This window comes from Cecembia lonarensis LW9 (genome assembly GCF_000298295.1).
GTDB classification, from domain to species: Bacteria; Bacteroidota; Bacteroidia; order Cytophagales; family Cyclobacteriaceae; genus Cecembia; species Cecembia lonarensis.
The window spans coordinates 126,006-149,571 of record NZ_AMGM01000001.1 but is presented as its reverse complement, the minus strand read 5'-3'; the positions used below and the strand labels follow the sequence as shown (position 1 = coordinate 149,571).

The following is a 23,566-nucleotide window of genomic DNA, read 5'->3' as shown; positions in this document are numbered from 1 at the left end:
CTTTGAACCATTTAGAGTTTAGGGATTTAAGGGGTTCATTAAGCGGTAAAACTTTTAAAAGTTCAGATGGTCAAATATTGTCAAAGGCTTCACCTTGTCATTTCGACGACGAAGGAGGAGAAATCTAGAAAACGAGGTGATTGACCTTATGGGGCAACTTATCCCCTAAAAAATAGGAGAGTTTTAGAAATAAGAAGTAATAATGTCAAGTAAGTCTATGGCAATATAATTTTAGTTGTCTTGAAAATTATTTTCAAAAATTCTCGCCACTCTCGGAGGATCACTCATGAGGATGTCCAAGACTTTATGGGCTGATTGTCCATTATTGGAGAATGTAACAAAAACCCTGCTCTGAGGGGGTAAAGAGAACATGCAGGAAACACAAAAGACCTCAGTATGCGTTATACAGGTCTTTTGTGATAGCCAGTCATTTAACTTTTCTATTTTTTCTAAATCAGATAAATTTCCCGATAGTTGTGCTAGAAACCTATCAGTGAGGGGCAGTAAGCTTTGGTACTCTTCTTTTTGGACAGCCGAGCAAAATTCCTGCTCAGCGTCAAAAGGGGAATCATTTATGCATTGTCCAAAAAACAATGGTAATAAACAAACAAGGATAATTTTTGACCTATGTCTTTTTGAACCCATTTTTATTTCGAGAAGTGAATTTGTTTTTCAGTATGCCCTAAAGTAGGGAAGGATTTCCTAGTTTCCCCATAAATAGAATTGCTCCTGAACTTTTTTCTTTGATTAGGAAATAAAAAGGCTTATCTAAAGTGATCACCATTGGGCCCGGGGATACAGAAGTAAGGCCTATTTCCACCACAGTGGCTGCTGCGGCTTCTGTTCCTTTTTCATCTACTTCAATGACTGCTTCATGGATGACTCTTGAAATCAGCATGGGAGGTAAGTTGCCTTCAAACATATTAGAAAAGTTCTCTGGATGCGGACTAAAAGGAGTAACTAAGCCTAATTTCTTTAATTTTGACTTTAAATCATCCTCTTTATACCTCATTTTAAATTTGGGCATTTTGAGAATGGCGGTAGTTTCCCTTGCATTCTCAGACCAAAATGTCAGGTTTTCAGTCGTAATTTCCGGTAAGACACTGCTTAATTCACCAGAATTTGCTTGAATAATGGCCATTTGGTATTGGCCAGTGCTGTAGGGAATTTCCAAGTAATTCACTTTGTTGTTACCTCCTGCTCTTAATGCCACTTTTTCTTTGGATTCCATCATATCCACTTGAACGCTCCCCCCTTTTTTAGGAAAGAACGGTTCTTTTTTTGTCTTTTGTGGATCAAATTGGTATTTCCAATCCCCTTTGAAGTAGATGGCATTCACCAAGTACATGACCGCATCAGAAGGAATTGCATCAAGGATATCTTTGATAAGGTCATTGGTTTGTGAAGCAATCCAATTATTGATCAGCTGATGGGCATTCGGTTCATCAAAGTTAAGTGCACTCACATTGGCATTATAATAGGTGTTCATTGCCGATTTGAAAGGGGGCCTTACTGTAAATCCTTCCCGGTACCAAATACCATTGGCGATATTGACTTTTACTTTTGGGTCAACACTTTGTAAATAGTTTGTCAAACTTTTTACTGCTGCATTGGCTTCATCTTTGGACAATCCATGGAAGGCGAGTACATCTAAAAATTCTTTTAGAATATCTCCTTCATTCCCATTCATGGCCATGGACAGGGCCTGATGGATACTGAATGGTCCGGTAAAATGATTCTCAGGACCTTCTTTTTCTATCTCCTGAAATAAGCGGACAGCAAATTCCACATTGCTTTGCACCAGCTCGGTCTCAGTAGCTGTCATTTGTCTTACATTGGCTTCCACAGGTCCAATATCGTTATTTTGGATAGGATTACAGGAGGCAGCCAAAAGAAAAAGACTTCCCAGTGATAATATAAAATTTTTCATAGCTTCTGGATTTGAACAATTCTTTTCTTTTAAGACGAAAAAAAAGCTAATTATGCTACAAAGAAATGAGAGATATTTTTTAAAAGACCTCTACTTAGATTTTTCCAGCGCCCTTTCTATGTCCTGTATGATATCCTCGTGGTGTTCCAGTCCTACAGAAATACGGATGAGTCCGTCTGTGATGCCTACTTTTTTACGTTCTTCCTCACTGAGTTTGCTATGGGTAGTGGATGCAGGGTGCGTAACAATGCTCCTACTGTCCCCGAGGTTAGGCGTAATGGACAGCATTTGCAGGTTATCAATAAAATTTTTTACCCTCGACAAACCGCCTTTTAGTGTGAGGGTGACTATTCCACCTCCCGCTTTCATTTGCTTGATGGCCAGATCGTATTGAGGATGACCAGGCAAAAAGGGGTATTTGACAAATTCCAATGCTTTATTGTCTTGGAAATATTCAGCCAGTTTTAATGCGTTGGCACAGTGCCTATCCATCCTTACTGCCAATGTTTCCAGGCTTTTGGACAAGACCCATGCATTGAAAGGGGACATGGAAGGTCCGGTGTGCCTTGCAAAATAGGTTACCTCATCGATAAGTGATTGTTGACCCAAAATCAGTCCACCCAAAACACGGCCTTGGCCATCAATAAATTTGGTGGCAGAATGTGTAACGATATGAGCGCCCCATTTGGCAGGTTGTTGCAAATAGGGCGTAGCGAAGCAATTGTCAACCACCAAAATCAAATCATGAGCAGCAGCAAATTTCCCTGCCCACTCTAGGTCAATGATCTCCAGCCCAGGATTGGATGGGGTCTCCAGAAAAAGCATTTTGGTATTGGGCTGAACCAATTTGTCCCAATTTTGAAAATCAGCAATATCCCCATAAGTGGAAGTAATTCCCCATTTCGGAAAAACTTTGGTGAGTAATTGATGGGTAGATCCAAAAAGGGATCGGGAGGCTAGAATATGGTCCCCTTGTTGGAGTAATGCGGCCATACTCCCAAACATGGCCGCCATGCCGGATGCCGTGGCAACCCCGTCATCAGTACCTTCTGCTGCACAGACTTTTTGGATAAGTTCAGCGGTATTGGGGTTGGCGTAGCGGGAATAAATATTCCCCTCAATTTCATCAGCAAACATCTGTCTGGCTTCTTCTGCACTTTCAAAAGTAAAAGAAGAGGTCAGGTAAATAGGGGAGGAGTGCTCCCTTTGGTTGGATTTGGTACTGCTGAGTCGTATGGCTTCTGTTTCGAAATGAGGCATATCGGATGTTTGTTTTTAGAGAATAGGTGGTTGAGAAAATGGCAAAAGGGTATTGTAATATGATCTGGGATTGTCATTTATCAGGGAGATTTCCTTAAAACATAAAACTAATGCAGTATTAAGGGAATGTATGTAATGATGAAGCTTAAAGAATTTGGAGTGATGGCATTTATTTACCTGGTACTTGGTACCTGGTACTTGGTGCAAAAATATTTTCCTTGTCGTCATATTTTCTAATTTATAGTTCCCGTTTTGGGCAGGTTTTGGCACCTTTCCATATGGTTGGATGGTTGCCAGAGGGTCTTGGAGCCTGTTCTCTCGCCTCTTCTTTATAAATCAGTTTCCTGAAGTGAATACAAATAAAAGTCAGTGTAAGTTTAAAAGCAAATTTCCCGAATTATTCAATCGTGTTTTTTCGTTTTCTTCTATCTTTTCATGTCCCTTATACATTAATCTTCGGTCAAAAAGTATTGATTTTAAGAAGCACTTGGTACTTATCTCTTGGTACTTTGTGCTTGGTACAAAAAAATCAGTCATTAAACTGCGTCATGGTCATGTTGATGCCGATGGTGCAGAAGCTCAGGCACATATCAATAGCTTTATCCATAAAAACAGGTAGCTCATCTATTTCTTGTTGCGTCCAACGGCCTAGGACATATTCTACTTGTTTTCCTTTAGGGAAATTGTCGCCAATTCCAAATCGGAGTCTTGGATAATCCTGTCCGCCACACATGGCTTCAATGTTCTTTAGACCGTTATGCCCTGCTGAGGAGCCTTTACCCCGCATTCTCAATTTTCCAAAAGGCAGGGCCACATCATCTACAATTACCATGATATTTTCCTTTGGAATGTTCAGTTCCTTCATCCAATAATTCACTGCTTTTCCACTGAGGTTCATGAAAGTGGTGGGTTTGATCATATGGATTTGGCGGCCTCTGTATTTACCATGCGCTACGAAGGCCAAGCGGTCACTTTTCCATTCTGCGCCTAATTTATCAGCTAATCGGTCCAGTGTCAAAAAGCCTACATTATGCCGTGTCAATTCATATTCGGGGCCTATGTTTCCAAGACCTACGATCAGATATTTCATGGAGAAGTCAATTTTAGGATGGCAAAAATAAAAAATCCTGCTTAAGGATTAAGCAGGATTTAAACTTATTGTGATTGAACGACTGATTATTCAGCTTTCTTACCTCTAAGCGCTCTTGGTATACCAATGGTAACGATAGAAACGTTAGGGGAAGTAAGGATTTCAAATCCTTCCGCTTTCAATTCAGCGACTTTGAATGATTTACCCAAATCCAAACCGGATATATCCACTTGAATTTTATCAGGAAGACTGGAAGCCAATCCTTTAACCGCCAGTTTTCTGGTTTTCATTTCCAATTTACCCCCTTTTTGGATACCTGGAGAAGTACCTACGATTTCTACGGGAATTTCGAATTTGATAGGTCTATCTTCAGAGAAAGCCAAGAAATCAGCATGCATCAGAACCTCAGAAACCGGGTGGAACTGAGCATCTTTCAATACTGCTTTCATTTTTTTGCCTTCTACATTAAGGTCTACCATGTGCACATCCGGAGTGTAGATCAAATCCCTGAAAAGGATTGCTGGAGAATAGAAGTGGATTTGTTCTTCAATGGCTGGTCCGTAAACCACGCAAGGAACATTTCCTTCCTCACGGATTTGCTTTAGTTCTGCACCATCGAGATTTGCTCTTTTAAACCCTATAATCTCTAGTGATTTCATAATTTTTTTTGTTAAGTTTTTTAAATAGAGAGGCAGCCAACCAAAACACTGATCTTTTTCCTCAATAAGGCTGCAAAGATAGGGTATATTTTTTTAAGGACAATTTGTTTGTTGAAAATAGTGTAGTACCTAAAGGGTATATTTTCTAGGGAAAATATTTAAAAGTTTGAACATTTATTTAAAATTAAAAGTATAAAAGTTTGTTTTATTAATTTAAAATTAATTTTTTATCAATTAATCACCACTTAACAAAATTACATTTTATCAGTTGTTTTCTGCAAAAAATAATGTTTCAAATCATGACGCGATGTTTTTTGCCTGAAACCTACATTTTCATGACTTCAAATGAGAGTTCCTAGTACAAAATTTGTTATATTTTATTGTATTTTATTTTTACTTAAGGTCCAAATTGGTTTTGGGATAAATGTTGCTTTTTTTTCTGAAAACTTGGATAGGTACAGTTATGGAATGCTAGACAAATCAATGTTGCCAACTACAAAAAAGTATAAGCTTGATTTCTCAAATTTGTTTCATGGAGTTGGTCAAGCTTGGGGATCAGCAACAGCCTATGAGTTTGAACCAGGAGCAAATGTAATACTTGAGGCTGAGGCCAACTCTGGCTTTTTCTTTAGTCATTGGACCTTTGATGGGGAAATAATTAGTGAAGATCTTGTTTATAAATTTATTATGCCGGAAAAGGATGTTGTCATTATTGGGCATTTTAATGAAATCAAGGAACCAGAAATAAGGATAGCCTCACCTACTGCCAATGCCAGTTTTATGGAAGGAGAAAATATTTTGGTGACGGTAGAGGCCAAAAGCCCCAATGGAGCAATAGAAAGGATAGAATTGTTTAGAAATAACAATTTGGTTGGTTCGGTTTCTGGGAACCCCCAATCTATTTCATTTACACTTTCCAATATGCCTGCTGCTTCTTATGAGTTAACTGCTCGCGTTTTTGATGTTAAAGGAGGTCGATCCATTTCAAATCCGGTAAGTATTGTGGTCGAGAAAGCAAATGAACCACCATTGGTAGAAATTATTTCTCCATACAATGGAGAGGTATTTGCGGAAGGTACCCCAATTAAGGTAGAGGCTGAAGCAGAAGACCATGATGGTGAAGTTCAAAAGGTTGAGTTTTTCATTGGGGACAACCTTTTTGCTACAGTGACAACTTTACCATATCAAATTATCGTAAATGATTTAAAGCCAGGAGAATACAATATTGCTGCAAAAGCCTCTGATAACCTAGGAATTTCTACCCTTTCCCCAGCTGTGCAAATCAAAGTGGAGAAAGAAAATGTGCCTCCTGTAGTGCGCATTACTTCTCCAGAAGACGGAAAAGTTTTTTTTGCAGGACAGGAAATTAATATTCAGGCTGATGCTAAGGATTCAGACGGTTCGATAACTAAAGTAGAATTTTATAGTGGAGAAACATTAATAGGAATCTCTATGGAGAGTCCCTTTAGAGTAACCTGGAGGGATATTCCTCCAGGAAAATTCAATTTGAAAGCAATTGCTTTTGATGATAAAGGCGCTTTTAGTGAATCAAAAGCAGTGCAAGTGATTGTGAATGAGAGGCAAGAATTACCTGATATTCAAATCGTAAGTCCCTCTGATAATCAGGTTTTTCAAGAAGGGGAAAGTGTCTATTTTACCGTCATGTTTTCAGGTGATGCGGGATCAGTTTCGAAGGTGACCTATTATAATGGCAATGAAATACTTGGGACATCTTTAGAAGGCCCCTTTGATTTTGAGTTGGAAAATGCCAGAGCGGGCACTTATCAGGTAAGGGCAGTGGCAATTGGGGGTAATCCTCAAATAGAAAGGGCATCTTCACCTATTCAAATTATTGTAGAGCCAAAGTCTCATACCCGATTTGCCATTACAGCTCCCTTACACCGGGCGACTTTCCAGGAAGGAGATGATGTTATCATTCATGTGGCTATTCCTGAATCCAATAAAAAATATCTAAAGTTGAGTTCTACAGGGGAAATTCCCTGCTTGGATCGATTTCCCAGTCTCCTTATTCATTTACATGGGATAAGGTTCCTGCTGGAATTTTTAATTTGGTAGCCAGGTTGGTTTATCAAGATGGGAGCAATCTACTTTCTTCAATTGTAGCGATAAAAGTTTTGGAAAGACCTGAACCAATAATCACCTTAGGATATGTGTTAAAAGAAAATCAAAATTCTCATTTAAATTCTGTCCAATTGGACGTTAACTTTAAACACTTAAAGACGCCTGTTCAGCAAGTTGCCTTTTATGTCAATGATGTATTTCTGGGCAGTAGTAATTCATTTCCTTTCACATACATTTGGGACTATGTATTACCTGGATCATACCGGGTAAAGGCTATTGCTACCGATGATTTTGGCGGGGAACTGGTATCTGATTATATTATGGTTGAAATAGACCAGCCTAATGCAACCCAAGAAGAGCAAGGTCCTTTGCTGATAAATTATTCAATAGGTCCTAATCCTACTTTGGATTATCTGAATCTTCTTTTTGATTCATTGGAATCGGGTTGGGATATTGAAGTGGATATCATAGGAATGAGTGGGGATCAGGCGGAAAGTTATAGAACAATTATGATAGGCAATGAAGTGACCTTAGACTTGGGTCATTTAAGACCAGGAAGTTATCTCATTTATTTGAAGGGATCTCAAAAACAATTTCCAGTGAAAAGATTCGTGAAGAGGTGAAATGTACAATCTTTTTTACCCTAGAAGGAAATGATATTTAATTCTATATTTGTTTATTTGCAAATACATTTTTCTTCGGGTATTGGTATTATGTATTGAATTTTACTTTGTTAAATATTATGATTGTTGATTTAAAAGTTTATAAATGATAAATAAGCATATAAAAATTTTTCTGGCTGGTCATAGAGGCATGGTGGGTTCAGCCATCTACAGGGCTTTGGTTTCAAAAGGTTACACCAATATCTTAACTAAACCCAGGAATGAACTTGATTTAAAGGATCAATCATCAGTAAAAAGATTTTTCTCTGAACATCAGCCTGAGGTAGTTATTGATGCTGCTGCTAGGGTAGGAGGGATTTTGGCAAATAATGAATATCCATATCAATTTTTGATGGAGAATTTACTGATTCAAAATAATTTGATAGATTTTGCCCATCAGTTTGAATGCAAGAAATTCATATTTCTTGGGAGTTCATGTATTTATCCAAAATTAGCACCTCAGCCCCTAAATGAGGATTGCTTATTGACATCTGAATTGGAACCGACCAATCAATGGTATGCCATTGCAAAAATTGCTGGGGTAAAAGCCTGTGAGGCCATTCGTAAGCAATATGGTAAAGATTTTGTCAGTCTCATGCCTACCAATTTATATGGCTCTCATGATAATTTTGATTTAAAAACTTCGCACGTATTGCCAGCGATGATAAGGAAGTTCCATGAGGCAAAATTAGAAGGGCACACAGAAGTAGTCTTATGGGGCAGTGGGTCGCCGAAACGTGAGTTTTTACATGTCGATGATTTGGCAGAGGCAGTAATTTTTTCTTTAGAGCATGTTTTAAAAGACAATTTGTATAATGTTGGATCAGGAAAGGATTTATCGATTTTTGAGTTGGCGTTACTCATTCAAAGAATAGTAGGTCATAAAGGGAAGATAAGTTGGGATTCCAGCAAACCTGATGGAACGCCGAGGAAATTGATGGATGTTTCTAAGATGAAAGACGAAGGGTGGCAGTCAAAAATTGATTTGGAGGATGGAATTTCCAAAACTTACCAATGGTTTTTGGAGAATCTTGATGAAATAAAAGAGGTTAAAATAGTTTGATAAATTTTGTAAAAATGAAGAATAACAGAAAAGTTGCTCTTGTCACTGGAGTCACTGGACAGGATGGGGCTTACTTAGCAGAATTACTTTTAAGTAAAGGTTACTTGGTTCATGGGGTCAAGCGTAGGGCCTCATTATTTAATACGGAAAGGATTGATCATTTATATCAGGATCCTCATGTAGAAGACCCGAGATTGGTATTGCATTACGGCGACTTGACTGATTCCATGAATCTTACTAGGATTATTCAGGAGACGCAGCCAGATGAGATTTATAATTTGGCGGCAATGAGTCATGTGAAGGTTAGTTTTGATACCCCAGAATATACCGCTAATGCCGACGGTATTGGAACATTAAGAATCTTGGAGGCGGTAAGGCTTTTAGGTTTAGAAAAGAAAACGAGGATTTATCAGGCTTCCACCTCTGAATTATATGGTTTGGTACAGGCTGTTCCCCAATCTGAAACCACACCATTTTATCCAAGGTCTCCTTATGCAGTTGCAAAACTCTATGCTTACTGGATAACGGTAAATTATAGGGAAGCCTACAACATGTTTGCCTGTAACGGGATTTTGTTCAACCACGAGTCTCCTCTGCGCGGGGAAACATTCGTGACCAGAAAGATTACCCGTGCAGTAGCAAAAATTGGTTTAGGCTTTCAAAAAAAGCTGTACATCGGCAACCTAGACGCAAAAAGGGATTGGGGACATGCTAAAGATTATGTTGAGGCCATGTATTTGATTTTGCAGCAAGATCAACCCGAAGATTTCGTCATTGCCACCGGAGTGACAACAAAAGTGAGGGATTTTATCCGAATGGCTTTCTCAAAAATTGGATATACCCTTCGATTTGAAGGAGAAGGGGTTAATGAAAAAGGGGTCCTGGATGAAATTGATGAAAAATTTGCCAAAAATATCTTAGAAGTCGATCAATTAAAAAATAAAAAGGGAGATGTCTTAGTTGAGATAGATCCCCGTTATTTTAGACCAACCGAAGTGGATTTATTGATAGGAGATGCTACAAAGGCTAAGGAAAAATTAGGGTGGGTGCCAAAATATGACTTAGCAGCATTGGTAGATGATATGATGGAGTCTGATATAGCCTTGTTTAAAAGGGATTTTGAATTGTTGAAGGCTGGTCATAAAATTTTGGTACAGGAAGAGTAACGGGTGGTGAATTAGTTTAGATAGCTACTGAAAGGGATGTTACTTAATGATATCATTTCAGTAGCTTAAATTTGTTTTTTTATTAACACTTCTCTTAAGCTACAAATTTTTGTAGTTTGAATCAGTTATTTTGCTTATTGAATCAATATTATGTTTTTCTTGAAAATCAACGACTTACTTTTCTTAAAAAAATAATCTTTTTGGTATGGTAATTGTGTAAGGGCAAATAGCAAATTGAAGTCGAATTATACTTACTAAAGCCCTAGATATGAGAGAATTCCGTCACCCACGAGCTATAAATAATAGTCTTAAAAATATAGAGGGATGTTTTTTTCCTAATCTTAAATTTAATCATTCGATAATAATCACCTCTGATGTTTTTAGCATCAAACTACCAAATTTTTAATCAGTTGATTGGATGCGTATTGATTTGAAAAATATTTTGATGTGGTTTTTCATGATCATTTTTTATGGTCATGGGCAATTGTATGCTTTGGAATCTGAGTTCAAAGGAACAGAAAGCCATGTTTTCTCGAATTCAGAAAAAGAAACAAAATTTAGAATTTACATTGCGAATGAATTTGAAGGAGTGGCTCAGCAGGAGAATGACGAAGAATTTTTTGAATTTAAATCTGGTGAAAAACTTACAATAACAGCTGAACCAAGTAATGGCTTTTATTTTTCTCATTGGGAAATTAATGGTGAAAGGATAAGTGAAAAAAATGAACTGGAATATGTAATGCCAGCTTCTGATATCAATGTGGTAGGGTTTTTCAAAAAACTTACCGAGCCTACTATTAGAATAGTTTCACCTGGCAATAATGGTTCATTTGATGCGGGCAATGATATACCTGTAAAATTTGATGCAAGCAGTGAAAATGGAAGAATTACACGGGTAGAATTATTTAGAAATGATGTTTTAATTGGTTCGGTGGCCAATCCGGATAACAATTTTACCTTAACAAATTTAGCAATTGGAAATCACACACTCAAAGCAAGGGTAATAGATGAAAGAGGTGCCACCGCAACTTCACCAGAAGTGAGAATTGAGGTTGTTAAGGCAAACATTCCACCCGTAGTACAAATAATTTCACCAAATAATGGAGAACAATTTCTTCTTAATACAGCCATTAAAGTGGAGGCTGAAGCTATGGATCCGGATGGGGAGATTTCTAGGGTTGAGTTTTTCAGTAACGCTACATTGATAGGTACCTCAACTGCGGCACCTTTTAATGCAGTATTCTCCCCGGCGCAACCAGGTAAATATGAGTTAGTTGCTAAAGCATTTGATGATAAAAATGCCAACACCACGTCTGGAGTGGTAGTAGTCGAAGTACAAGGAGTAGTAGAAATTCCAAATGTTTCAATTTTAAGTCCCATAGAAAACGAGGTTTTCACCGAAGGAACTGACGTGGAACTTATGGTGATGTTTAATGGAAATGATGAGGCTGTTGAAAAAGTGAGCTATTATAATGGACAAGTGTTAATTGGTGTTTCAAACGCAAGTCCCTTTTCTTTTGAATGGAAATCGGTTCCTCTTGGTAATCATAAGATAAGAGCTGTTGCTTACGGAGGCAATCCGGCTACGGAAAAACAATCGGATATAGTCAATATAGTTGTAAAAGAAGCAACTGTTGGTAAATTTTCAATCATTTCTCCAACAAGAAATACCAGGACCTATGAGGGAATGGATTTAGAAATCAAGGTTGAACTACCCACTACCACACGAAAGATAGCTAAAGTTGAATTTTTTAGAGGAAATCAAAGAATAGGGAGAAGAACAGCTGCTCCATTTAATTTTATTTGGGAAAATATTCCCGTGGGAGTTCATGATTTAGTTGCAAGATTATTTTTTGAAGATGGGGAAACAGTTTTCAGTAACATTGTTAAGGTATTTGTCGAAGAAGGAGAATTGCCTGTTATCAATTTGGATTATAATTATCTCATGAATGAAGAAAATGAATCCTCCTTTTATAGGTTATTTTTAGAGCTTGAAAATTTTAAATTCGATATAGAAGAAGTAGATTTATTTTTGGATGGTAAGTTTTTAGTAGATCTCAGTTCAGGTTCCTTGACTTATGATTGGCAAGAAGATAGACCTGGGTCATATAGGTTTAAAGCTTCTGTAAGAGATATTTATGGTAATGAATTTATCTCGGACGAGTTTGTTTTGATAATTAAAGATAATCAATTGAATGAAGGGTTAGGTATTGTTAAAGAATTTGATTTACGGATTGGTCCTAATCCTACTTCTGATGTGCTTAACGTGTTTTTTGAAGAGGATTTACCTGATGGAGATGAATTTACAGTAACCATTGTATCCATGAATGGCCTTGTTAATGAAAAAGACATTTATAAATCTTTTGATAGAATACTGACTATAGATGTTAATAAATTAGGGCGTGGTGTTTATTTGCTATATCTAGAAGACGAGTCAGGAACAACAGCAAGAAGAAAGTTCATCAAAAATTAAAAAAGACATTTTGGTAAAGTCTAAGAATAAAAAATTATAATCCTATGTATAAGTTGCTATTAAATTTTCAATATATCTTATTATCATTTTTTCTTGGAGGGGTAATGGTTGTAAATAATCCTGATAATAGTAAAGATAAAAAAGGCACGAATTCTTCAGAGAGATATGTGATCATGGACTCAGAAATGAGGGTTAATTCTGCAGATAGAATTGGTCGTTCAAGATTTTTCGATGATTTTGAAAATGGGCCAGGTGTATGGAATAATGGGGGGGAATTTAATACCAGTTATTATGGGCATGGTACAACTGAAATTGTAAATGCACCTTTTCCGGCAAGATCAGGAAGTAGGATAATGAGGATGAGAACAACCAACAGTGGGGGAGGATCTTCTTCTGATTGGCATGCACAAACAAATAATAACCGTTATAATATTGGAACACCTACTAATAATAGTGATTTCGTTATTAGATTTTATTTAAGACTGGAAAAAAAGGTTGGATTCAACATCCCAAACGGAGATTGGGGTTTTCTAAATCTTGCACAATATAAGGGAGTGGGACCTAGCAGAAATAGCCCATTGCATTCTATAAATATCAATGTAAGAGGAGGCGCCAACTCTGGTGGAAATAATTTTCTTTCCATGTCTTACTTCGGGGCCCAGTGGGGAAGTCCGCCCAACACTTCTTTTGAGCCATTAGTTCAAAAAGACCTTCCTAACAGACAATGGGTTGAAATTATAATTAGGACAAAAGTTGGAGATGGTAATGGTATTTTCCAAGTTTGGCAGGATGGGGTAAGGATATTTGATTTAAGAAATCAAAGAACTTGGAGAAATGATGGAGGAATGACTAGGTTAGATGCAACAATTAATAATTATGGTCGCTATACCCGAGCGATGAATTTAGATGGGACTTGGGATGGTCAAAATTTCATGGACATATTTATCGATGATTATGGGGTATATGAATTGAACCCTGATTGGGATTACGATTTAGATAAACCAAAAAATGGTGAGACTCAACCTAGTTCTTTCCAAGTCACAACAGGAGCATCACCTGCTGAAGGTGGAAAAGTTAGGATCAAAAGTAATGGTAATTAATAATTGGTTAAAATGTTGATTTTGTTGCTCTCAATCCTTTAAGTAAAGATTTGAATTGTATATTTTCTCTATTTTGCAGATAGAACTTTAGTGCCTTGGGTAAATTGGTGGAGCTTGCATAGTCAATAAAAAGAATTTCCTTTTCTATTAATGTACGCTTGTCATTGAGTGAAAGAAAAAAATCTAAAGGATAAATTCCATGATTGTTTTGCAGCTCAGACCTGATAATGGTCTCTAGTTCTTTATTTAGAAACTCTAATTCTTTGTAGCGGTTTTTCATATTTTGTGGGTCAAAACTTATGTTTCCGAGGAATATCCTATAGTTTAATAGAACTTTGGGCGTGTATGCCACTCCTTTCTCACAACACTTAAACCAGGTGATTTCATCCAGTCCGTATGCTGTTGTCCCTGAAGGAAAACCTCCAATGCTTCTTAGAACAGTTGTGGAAGCTAAATAATCAGATAAGATAATGGTCCTTTTATAAGCCAGCTTATTATATAGCAAATCGATTCTTGATTCTTGCTCAGGACAGTTTTCAGAATATCTGATCAAATTATCATTTTCATCAATCAATTTTATTCTGCAGTGAAAAACCTCAAGGTCTGGATGCTCTAGAATGAGATTATTAAATTCCTCAAGATAATTGGGCTCTAGCATATCGTCATCACTCATTATCATAAAAAAGTCACCTTTTGCTTTATCCAATATTGTATTAAAGTTTGGGCCCATAGGTAGCTGTTGCTCACTTTCAAAATAAGTAACATTTTTCTTATTAAGATAAGGGTCACATATACCTTTTATCTCCTTTTTCTTTTCTTCAGTTGCACCATTGTTTTTAATAATGATTTCATAATCTGGAAAGCTTTGATTTACTATGCTGTCTAAGGCTACTTTCAAATATTTGGTTTTGGTTATAGGGAGACCAATCGTAAATTTCATTTTTTTAATAATTTAATATTTTAGGAATAAAGCCACAAAAGAGCAATGAATATAGTGAAAAGCCGAAATGGGTTTAAATTTATTTTTAATTCAATGGATTTTTTTTTCAATCAATGATTTGGAATAACCATCTAAAGTAAGAAATCCAAAATTTTTTAAGCTTAATTTAATGAATTTCTCAAATTCTACTTCATCGGTAAAGTTTTTGGGGTGTCCAACCAATACAAAAGTTTTTCTCTTCCCTTTGAGATGGTGATCTATGTATTTAATGAAATGTTTATGGGCTTTGATATCAAAAAGACAGAAATCCCAGGTAATGGATTCTTTTTGAAACCAATATTTTACTTTTTCTACCAAGCTGGTTTTTGAAGTTTTTGCTTGAATGCTTTCTAATGCAGATTTTTTGTTGACCAATATAGATTTAATTCTTACTTTGTTGTACTTTTTCCATCGGGTAATGGGTAATGCAAAAATCGGAATTTCTAATATTGTGCCCGAAGTAGTTCGCTGTGTAACATTTTCTTCATTGGTAAACCAATAATCTAAATCATTGGGTACTTCTGAATAATCATATTTCGAATATTCACCATTTTCTACTCCTCCGGGATACACTGAACTATCTACAATAATACCATTTTCAAGCATAGCTTGGGCTATCTTAAATGAAGGCATAATGTTGTATCCTCCAGCTCTAATTATACTGGGTTTGTAATCAGGATTAAGAGGTTTGATAATATCCTGCAAGGTCTCTACTCCTTTTTTGATCAAGCCAAATTGGTCTAATCCATCAGTCTCAGAAAAATCACTTAATCTCCAGTTCTTTAGATTCAAATCCCATTTATCGTTGATAAATTTTGCGCCAAGCCACTGGGGATGGAAATGTAATTGAATATCATGTCCGTTTCTGAAAGCAGTTTGAAGTTGGGATTCCATCGCTTCAATGGGATTTTTGGAATACCCCATATCATTGCCTTTATCCCATTCTTCTTTAAGGGACCAATATTCTACCACTTCAAAAAATATGGTTGTTTTTATCCCATAAGTATCACATATCGACAAAATTTTATCAGTTGGTAATATAACGTGCTTAAAAATATCGCCTGAGCCATTACCAAATAACTCATAATCAAAAGTTAGTATCAGATTCATGATTTTTTAATTTCAAAATTTTCCAAAAAGTAATAAATACCTAATAAAAGGAAAATCTGTTTTTCTTTGTTATGGCCTTTTTCTTGAAGTGAAATAAGTTGATTGACTTTATTTAGGTTGAAAATCCTTGAAAAGACTGATCCATTATCCAATAATATTGACTTAAGGATTGTAGATTCGTTTTTAAACCAATAATTGGTGGGTGATTTAAAGGCCTTCTTTTTTCTTGTAATGATTTCAGTAGGCAACAATGATTTCGCATATGCTTTATGGATAAGTTTTCCCTCTTTTAAATTTAATCTATATTCCATAGGAAGACTTTCAATGAATTGGATCAGCTCATGGTCTAAAATTGGAACCCTGCATTCCAAGGCGAAATTCATGGTTATTTTATCTGTATAATTGAGAAGATCATCTGCCAGATTCATTCTGGCATCTATAGCCATCATCCTTTCAACAGGATGCTCGATTTTTTCGCACTGCAATATTTTGTAAAAATAGGCCAATAAGTCTCTGCTTAGCCTGTCTTCACATGCGATCAATTCATAGATTTCTTGATTACTGAATATTTCATAAGTACTTATAAATCTATCTAGTTCATCTTTAATCCCCAAACTCTGTAAGCCTCTTTGTAATTTCTCGTTTTTTGTAGGGATGTTTTTTAAAAAACCGCCTATGAAATTTTGAGCAATGTTTGGAATCTTCTGCTGAATGATCTCGGCTTTGTATTTGGTATAACCTCCAAGTGGTTCGTCTGCCCCTTGGCCTGTCATTACCACCTTTACATGTTTAGATGCCAAATCAGAAAGAAAATACATGGGAATCATGGAAGTGGTAGCCAAAGGTTCTTCCACAATTTTGCTGCACTTTTTCATAACAGAGAGGAAATCGGAAAAATCGATTTTTTTATAATGGTGTTCCAACCCTAAAAACTCAGCTGTTTGTGCAGCTTGTTCTATTTCATCTTCATCAAATACTCCTTCAAAACCAACTGTAAATGCCTTTAGTTTATAATTTGAATATTTTTGAGCGACTGATGCTACCATAGCTGAGTCAATTCCACCACTTAACAAAACACCAATGGGGACGTCTGATTGTAGTTGTCTTTGGACTGCCCGCTCAAAAAATTCCCCATATTTTTCAATGGCTTGATCCTTATCGGTAAATTTTTTCTTTAAAGGTATGGGTTTTAAAAAAGCAACTTGTTTGCACTCTGAAAGTTTTTCCGAAAGATTGAATTTTAAATAATGTCCAGGCCTAACTTTCTCAATATCTTCATATAAGGTATAAGGCGCTGCATTGTACCTTAGTCTTAACAATGAACCGAGAGCGGGCATATTTAAATCATTCTCTTTATTGCTTTGTTTTATTGGTCTGATTTCTGAACTGAAAAGCAGCGTGTTGTTTGCTGCATCTAAAGCATAATATAATGGTTTTACGCCAAAATGATCTCTTGCTAAATAAAGCTGCCCATTATTGATAGCATAAAACGCGAGTGCAAAAATCCCATTTAAGTCTGCAATAGCGTCAAAACCAAACTCTATCAAATAATAGAGAATGGTCTCTGTATCAGAATGGCCTTTATAATTAATAGGGCTTTTGATTTTTTGCCTTAAATCTTCATGGTTGTAGATTTCACCATTGAAAATCAATGCGTATCTACCATCATTTGAAATCATGGGTTGATGCCCAGCAGCTGAAAGGTCTAGGATCGAAAGTCTCCTATGTCCGAAATAGACATGATTGTCTGCAAATTGAAAAACTTCTAAACCACTGTCATCAGGTCCCCGATGTTTGATCAGATCAAGAATTGAACCATTTATGGGAAGATTAATGGAGCCTAAAATGCCACACATACTTAAAAGATTTTAAACAAAGTGAATTTTTTAATGGTCTATTTTTACGGTATTTAGTTTAACCATTTAAAGATTGAGCATATAAATATGGCATTACGGCCCATCTTAAAGTGTTTTTATTGATCAACTTACCAAATATGTTTTTGGACGAGTAAATTTCTTGGTTGTTCTTGCTAAAAACTTCCTTGATTTTTGGTTCCAGTTTTTTGATAGTATCGCGGTCCTTAAGGAGTTTTGCTAATGCCAACACCTCAGCATTGTCATATAAATCAAAATTAACAATTGAAAGCTTATTCGTCTTCGAAAATCTCCGAAATAATCCTACATTTTCGTTATAAAAATTGGATAAAACGTAATTATATCCTTTTTCGATGATGGCATTCCAATCATCCATTTTCTCATCTAACATGTTTCTTACTTTGAAAAGGTTTTTAAGTATAATACAAGAATGGAAACAGTCGATAAAGGAATTTGCCTCAAGTGGTGCATAAAACCAAGCCCCGTCTTCTAACTGGTGTTTTTTCAGGAAGTTAAAGAACTTTTGGATTTTATTTTTTATATAATCTTCTTTTTCAGGGAAATATGTTAGGAAAATACTATAAGCTAAAATAGTATAAGATACAGCATTGTTGACAACCCGATCTTTCAGAGGGCCATAGGATATTCCCATACTTTCCTCATCCTCAGATAGAATAACTAAATCATTTTCGTAAAAATTGAAACAGCTTTTAATTACCTCTACGTATCGGGAATCATTTGTGATTCGTGTATATAAGTCAAAAGCTTCTAATGCATAGGGCGTATGCGTAGAGTGGGGGGTATTGGCGTCATAGATTACCCCATTATAAACTGCCCATTTAAAACCAAGGCCCCAACAATGTCCGGAATAACCTTTGCTACTATTTTCGGCCAACCAATCAAGATGAGTTTTGGCAAAATGTAAATATTCTTGATTTTTTGTTTGTTGATAGCTGTAAAGTAAGGTTTGAGCTGCCAAAGCCCTGACTATCGGATATTCCTGCTTTTTGTAACCTAACCTTAAACTATTATTTAAAAACTGGTCATAAAGCGTCATCAAAAGGGCAGGTCCACCAGCTATGTATTTATTCCTGTTGAACCAGTCTTTTACTTTAACCCCTAATGATGTTTTCCATATGTCATAGGGATCATAAGTACTTAAATCTTCTCTCAAACAATAATATTTCAAAGATTCTTCCATTTTAAAAAAGTTATTGCAAATAAATATGTTCTAATTCATTGAATATTTTTTCAATGGGAAAATCATTTTCTGCTTGTTGTTTATTCAGCCTTCCCATTTCCTTCATTCTTATTGGATCAGAAAGTAATTGTTTTACAGCCTCTACAATAGAATGAGAGTCAGCGATTGGAACCAATATCCCGTTGACACCGTCTTTTAGAATTTCTCTAAGTGCACCAACATTAGTATAAATTAGAGGTAAACCAATAGCCATTGCCTCTAAAATAGAAACAGGACAACCTTCTGTATAGGATGGAAAAACGTAGATGGTTGATGTTTTATATAGATTGATTTTTTCTTCCCCGTTGATGTACCCATAGAACCTGATATTATCTTTATGTTTTGTGACAACATCATGATTTTGAATTTCTGAAAAAATGCTTCCTGAACCTGCAATATCAAAAATGATGTCTGGATTAAATTTTAATAGCAAGGGTATAGCATTAATGAATTCAAAAATCCCCTTTCCTTTTTCAATTCTTGCCAAAAACAAAATCCGAGTTTGTTCAAAATTTTGATCAGTATCAGATTTAAAAAGTTTGATATCCAAGCCTGTTCTAATAACATATAACTTATGCTTATTTAAGCCTAAATTTATCAATTCATTTTTAAACTGATCAGCCAATACAATTACTGAATCTGCTGTATCAAAAAAGAATCTTAATGAATTTGGTTTATTTTCAACCATATTATCCCAGAAATCTTCGTCCCAACCATGCATCAGTAAGATGATTTTAGCTTTTGGTATTATCATTCTTGTTATTTTCAAGTAAAATCTGTCGCGGTAGAATGATTTAAAGTCTAGTCCAGAATTAATTTCAATTACATCAGGTTTCCTCTTGAGTAGAATAAAAGGAAAGATAAAATAGGAAATAGCTAAGTCAATAAGTCTTATGAAACCATTACTTAGAAGAGGATGATTTTCCACTTTCCCAGTCCTGAAATGTGCATATTCATTGTCTGAAGTGGAATAAAATTTCTCTAAATCCTTTTGAAAACTTACAATACCTCCAGTATTATTTAGAGTTTCATGAAGTTTTAGAATTTTCATAGTAGTTATTCTTAAAAAACTTTTTCCAATTTGAATTGAAAGTTCGTGCTACAATTTTTTATAAAGGTGTGAAATTTTTTCAATAACACTTTCTAAAGAAAAATCAGTTGTTGCAAAATTTCTTGAGGCAATCGAAAACTTATTTTGTAAATGCTCATTTTGCATCAATGTATTGAGTTTTTTTGATAAATCCTCAATATCACCCGGGGCAAATAAAAATGAATTTATGCCATCTTTAAGAACATCTGGTAATCCTCCAACAGGGGTTACAATAACTGGTAGCGCATAAGAAAAAGCATCCAAAACAGCCATAGGAAAACCTTCTGCGTAACTGGGTAGACAAAAAATTGAAGCCTCTCTGAATAGTTTAGCCTTTTCTTCACCGGTCACCCATCCTTTAAATATTACGCGATTATCTAAATTCAGCTTTCTGACCAAGTCTTTACCTTTTTCTATTTCTCCATTTCCAGCAAAAACTACTGACCATTCACTGTTAATTGATTCGATCCTTGAGAAGGAATGAATTAAGTCTTCATAACCCTTTCTTTGATTTAATGTCCCTGCAAACAATATATACTTCTCTTTTTTTGCTGTTAGAGCATGAAATTCAATTGGAGCACATGGATTGTATATGATCTCAACATTATTCATAGCAGGAAATGAATTAAGAACGCTTTCCTTCCAATAGGAAGACAATACAATCAATTTATTACAATTTGAGAAAAGGAATTTGTATAATCTTTTAAATCGACTGTTGATTGTGGTATCAGGAGAAAAAGAATGGAAGTGAAGGATGATTTTTTTTCTTAAAATTTTTGCTGGAATGAAAAAAAAAGTTTTCCGAACAGCTGAGGCAGGCTCACTAAGGTGGATGTGTACAATGTTATAAAAGGGCAACTTTGCAAGAAATACAATGAATGCTTTTATAAAATACATTAATTTCAAAAACTTGGTTTTATCTATGTGGGTCTCAATCCAAAAACAATTCCAAGAATCCCACAAAGCACTGCGCTCATATAATTTTACTACCGCAGTTATTCCTCCTCTTGTTTTTCTACTTGGAGCGACAACCAAAACATTATTTATACGCATAATTCTTTTACTATTCTAGCGGGGTTTCCTGCAACAATAACATTGGACGGAATATCACTTATCACTACAGAACCTGCTGCTACTATTGAATTGTCACCAATTTTTATTTCTCCAATTATCACAGCATTTGCCCCTATATCGACATTGTTCCCAATTAAAGGAGCTTTCCCATTTTCTTTTTTTAATCCAATTGTGGTGTTATGCCTTAGTGTGACATGCTCACCAATAACCGTATTTTCATGAATAACCAACCCCATACCATGATATACTCGAAAATTTTTACCTATTTTAACCGTATCAGGAATATCGATTCCTAGATTCCATTGAATTATGAACTTATATAAGACTCTAAACCAAAAGAATAGTATCCTCAAAAGCTTTCTTTTTGCGATATAGGCACTTGTTCTAAAAAACAAAAGAAAAAAAATTCCTTTTGTATTTCCTGAAAGATTTTTTATTTCAGAAATAATTGAAGTCATATTACTAAATTTTCATACTTGTGATTAACACATAGAATGATTTCTTAACTATTCAGGATAAAAAATAATTTTTATTTAAACGCTTGTAGGCTTATATACCATGTTTTTAGGTTATAAACCCTCCAGATAAGGTTTTAGGTTTTTCAAAACAATGTTTTTCCAAAGACTTTGATTCAAATCTTTTTTAATAGACTCGGGATTATAAGTATATTTTTTTTCTAAGATTTCATGAAGGCCTTTTCTTACTGAATCAGAATCATCTCCTATCAGTACACCGTTGGATGCATTGACAATTTTTTGGTTTTCAATAGTAGCTGTAGCTATCACTGGTAGGCCTGAGAGCAGATATTCAAATGTTTTGGTTGGTGGTTGGTTTTGGTAGTATTTAGTTAATGGAATGTATGACACCCCCACATTTGATTGTTCAAAAAAACCAGTTAATTGATTGTTTGGAATAAATCCTGGTGTCTCTATGACTTTTTCAAGTCGGTATCTTTTGATATAATCTTTAATTTCAATCAATTCTCCGTGAGGGCTATCTCCAACTATAATCAATTTCAAGGATTGATTTTTGGTTTCCATATTCAGATCTTCAAAAAAATGATGAAAACCTTTTACAAAATTTATTAAATTCCTGTTTTCAAGCGTTCCAACATACAATAAGCTTAATATATCCATGTTTGCTGGCTTTTCAGTAAAGCATTCCCCACCTAAAGGGAGTATATGTGCCCGTTTAATATTCAAGAGTCTTCTTAAATTTTCTCCAATGATACTTATGTTTTTAAAAAATAAACATTCAAATTTAAGTATTACATCTTCTATAAAATTTAGTCTGATATTTTTTCCTACTGAAGCTGTTCTGATATCTAAATTTAATACTTGGCGGGGGTGTAATAGTTGAAAAATAAAACACCCTAAGAAATAAACTACAAAAACTACATCGTAATGATTATTTTTAATTTCCTGATGAATGGTCTTTAATAAGTTCAAATACCTGTTTACTTTATTGCCAATTCTAGGAACATAAATCAATTTTATTCCTTCCATTGGAATTTTTTTCCTTTTTTGATATAAACATACATAGGTGATTTGAAAGTCATCTTTAAGATATTCTGCATATTTGTAGGAATCAACGTGATATCCAAATTGTTCCTTTGTAGCGATCAATAGTTTTTTCATTTATTTATTTATTCAGAAAAAATTGTAGGTGTGGAAATCAAAATTTTTTGTAAAGGATGAGGCAACGGATAAATAGCCTGAGGAAGAGATTGTAATCTTTGGGCAGGCTCTTATTCCTATGCTTTATGTAATAAAAGAATATTTTTAATCCCATCTGTGAACTTTTTTTACATAAAAAAAAGAATGCATCGTTTATTACAATTTCAAAAGCTTTTTGGTCATAAAGCTGTATTTTTTCATTTTGTCCAATAAGCGATAGCAACCAATGATGTGCGATTTTGAATTCTTTCCAGTTATCATAAAGTTGAGTTGATGCAATCTTTCTGTGTTTTAAGAAATTTTCTTCAGTTTTTTCTATCGCTAATGCATCAAACACTTTCGTATAAATAATTTGATAGAATTTGAGCATCTTATCCTCTTGGTCACCAAATTTCTTCATGATACTAGAATCAGAAGCCCTATAGTGATAAAGAGATTTTGCAATATTCTTCATTGGGAAATGATGACTTGCATCAAAATAAAAATTATAATCTTCTGCTACTTTAAGCCTTGTATCATAGGATAAATTTGCATTTTTGATCTTATCCATTCGAAACATAGCGGTGGCATTCCAAACTGAGGGGTTAAATATCAAGGATGCCTTGATAATTTCAGGGTCAGTAGGGGATTTGGATAACCGAGGTCTTCCTTCTCCAAACCTGGTCAGCCAAGTCCCACAAATTCCTATTTCTGGATTTTGATTTAAAAAATTAACCTGAATTTCAAATTTCTTGGTATCTATAATATCATCGCAATCCATCCAAACCAAATATTCACCTTTAGCTTCTTGGAGCCCTCGATTTCTTGTAGCGGCTACTCCCGAATTTTGTTCGTTTTGTAGTAAACGAATTCTTGCATCAGCAAAAGACCGGATTATTTCAACCGATTGGTCAGTTGACGCATCGTCAATGATGATCAATTCAAAGTTTCCAAATGATTGATTTAAAACACTTTCAATTGCTTCAACAAGGTGTTTTTCACCATTGTAGACTGGCATTACGACAGATAGAAAAGTCATCTAAAAGTTAGTGTTAATAT

19 protein-coding genes and 1 riboswitch are annotated in these 23,566 nt (G+C 35.3%); of the genes, 6 read left to right on the top strand and 13 right to left on the bottom strand.

Annotation, left to right across the window (positions count from 1 at the left end):
- Positions 1-682: 682 nt before the first annotated feature.
- From B879_RS00660 to B879_RS00645, 4 genes are all read right to left on the bottom strand, one after another.
- The gene (locus B879_RS00660) at positions 683-1,930 is read right to left on the bottom strand and encodes a serpin family protein (protein WP_009183190.1); all 1,248 of its coding nucleotides are present in this window, start codon (positions 1,928-1,930) and stop codon (positions 683-685) included.
- Between the two features lie 90 nt (positions 1,931-2,020).
- On the bottom strand, positions 2,021-3,190 hold the full coding sequence (locus B879_RS00655; protein WP_009183189.1) for a trans-sulfuration enzyme family protein: 1,170 nt from the start codon (positions 3,188-3,190) through the stop codon (positions 2,021-2,023).
- Positions 3,191-3,425: 235 nt separating this feature from the next.
- Positions 3,426-3,528: riboswitch (SAM riboswitch) on the bottom strand.
- Positions 3,529-3,719: 191 nt separating this feature from the next.
- On the bottom strand, positions 3,720-4,280 hold the full coding sequence (gene pth, locus B879_RS00650) for an aminoacyl-tRNA hydrolase (RefSeq protein ID WP_009183188.1): 561 nt from the start codon (positions 4,278-4,280) through the stop codon (positions 3,720-3,722).
- A gap of 86 nt (positions 4,281-4,366) precedes the next feature.
- Positions 4,367-4,939 carry a 50S ribosomal protein L25/general stress protein Ctc gene (locus B879_RS00645; RefSeq protein WP_009183187.1) on the bottom strand — a complete coding sequence of 191 codons (573 nt, stop codon included), beginning with the start codon at positions 4,937-4,939 and terminating at the stop codon, positions 4,367-4,369.
- Between the two features lie 483 nt (positions 4,940-5,422).
- Between B879_RS00645 and B879_RS00640 the strand changes: the two genes are divergently transcribed.
- The 6 genes from B879_RS00640 (at position 5,423) to B879_RS00615 (ending at position 13,485) form a co-directional block, all read left to right on the top strand.
- Positions 5,423-7,015 carry an Ig-like domain-containing protein gene (locus B879_RS00640; protein WP_157231470.1) on the top strand — a complete coding sequence of 531 codons (1,593 nt, stop codon included), beginning with the start codon at positions 5,423-5,425 and terminating at the stop codon, positions 7,013-7,015.
- Positions 6,907-7,644 (top strand): Ig-like domain-containing protein, encoded by a 738-nt coding sequence (locus tag B879_RS00635; protein WP_368678974.1) that lies wholly within the window; start codon positions 6,907-6,909, stop codon positions 7,642-7,644. Before B879_RS00640 ends, B879_RS00635 begins: the two co-directional genes overlap by 109 nt.
- 145 nt (positions 7,645-7,789) lie before the next feature.
- On the top strand, positions 7,790-8,746 hold the full coding sequence (locus B879_RS00630) for a GDP-L-fucose synthase family protein (RefSeq protein WP_009183184.1): 957 nt from the start codon (positions 7,790-7,792) through the stop codon (positions 8,744-8,746).
- A gap of 14 nt (positions 8,747-8,760) precedes the next feature.
- The gene (gmd, locus tag B879_RS00625) at positions 8,761-9,912 is read left to right on the top strand and encodes a GDP-mannose 4,6-dehydratase (RefSeq protein ID WP_009183183.1); all 1,152 of its coding nucleotides are present in this window, start codon (positions 8,761-8,763) and stop codon (positions 9,910-9,912) included.
- A 418-nt stretch (positions 9,913-10,330) separates the two neighbouring features.
- Positions 10,331-12,385, top strand: coding sequence for an Ig-like domain-containing protein (locus B879_RS00620; protein ID WP_009183182.1), 2,055 nt, complete (start codon positions 10,331-10,333; stop codon positions 12,383-12,385).
- 44 nt (positions 12,386-12,429) lie between these two features.
- Positions 12,430-13,485, top strand: a complete 1,056-nt coding sequence (locus tag B879_RS00615) for a polysaccharide lyase family protein (protein ID WP_009183181.1) — start codon at positions 12,430-12,432, stop codon at positions 13,483-13,485.
- Positions 13,486-13,492: 7 nt separating this feature from the next.
- Here B879_RS00615 and B879_RS00610 read toward each other — a convergent pair whose 3' ends face one another.
- The 9 genes from B879_RS00610 to B879_RS00570 form a co-directional block, all read right to left on the bottom strand.
- Positions 13,493-14,425 (bottom strand): glycosyltransferase family 2 protein, encoded by a 933-nt coding sequence (locus B879_RS00610; protein WP_009183180.1) that lies wholly within the window; start codon positions 14,423-14,425, stop codon positions 13,493-13,495.
- A gap of 90 nt (positions 14,426-14,515) precedes the next feature.
- A complete protein-coding gene (locus B879_RS00605) occupies positions 14,516-15,574 on the bottom strand; it encodes a polysaccharide deacetylase family protein (protein WP_009183179.1) in 1,059 nt (352 codons plus the stop codon).
- Positions 15,571-17,430: an asparagine synthase (glutamine-hydrolyzing) gene (gene asnB, locus B879_RS00600; protein ID WP_009183178.1), complete on the bottom strand. Its 1,860-nt coding sequence runs from the start codon at positions 17,428-17,430 to the stop codon at positions 15,571-15,573. The genes B879_RS00605 and asnB overlap by 4 nt, the downstream gene beginning before the upstream one ends.
- A gap of 58 nt (positions 17,431-17,488) precedes the next feature.
- Positions 17,489-18,649, bottom strand: coding sequence for a glycoside hydrolase family protein (locus B879_RS00595; protein WP_009183177.1), 1,161 nt, complete (start codon positions 18,647-18,649; stop codon positions 17,489-17,491).
- A 10-nt stretch (positions 18,650-18,659) separates the two neighbouring features.
- On the bottom strand, positions 18,660-19,739 hold the full coding sequence (locus B879_RS00590; RefSeq protein WP_009183176.1) for a glycosyltransferase family 4 protein: 1,080 nt from the start codon (positions 19,737-19,739) through the stop codon (positions 18,660-18,662).
- A gap of 48 nt (positions 19,740-19,787) precedes the next feature.
- Complete coding sequence (locus B879_RS00585; protein WP_009183175.1) at positions 19,788-20,831, bottom strand: glycosyltransferase family 4 protein; 1,044 nt, start codon at positions 20,829-20,831, stop codon at positions 19,788-19,790.
- Positions 20,822-21,310 (bottom strand): serine O-acetyltransferase, encoded by a 489-nt coding sequence (locus B879_RS00580; RefSeq protein ID WP_009183174.1) that lies wholly within the window; start codon positions 21,308-21,310, stop codon positions 20,822-20,824. Before B879_RS00580 ends, B879_RS00585 begins: the two co-directional genes overlap by 10 nt.
- 111 nt (positions 21,311-21,421) lie before the next feature.
- Positions 21,422-22,489: a glycosyltransferase gene (locus B879_RS00575; RefSeq protein WP_009183173.1), complete on the bottom strand. Its 1,068-nt coding sequence runs from the start codon at positions 22,487-22,489 to the stop codon at positions 21,422-21,424.
- Positions 22,490-22,526: 37 nt separating this feature from the next.
- Positions 22,527-23,525, bottom strand: coding sequence for a glycosyltransferase family 2 protein (locus B879_RS00570; protein ID WP_157231468.1), 999 nt, complete (start codon positions 23,523-23,525; stop codon positions 22,527-22,529).
- Positions 23,526-23,566 lie beyond the last annotated feature (41 nt).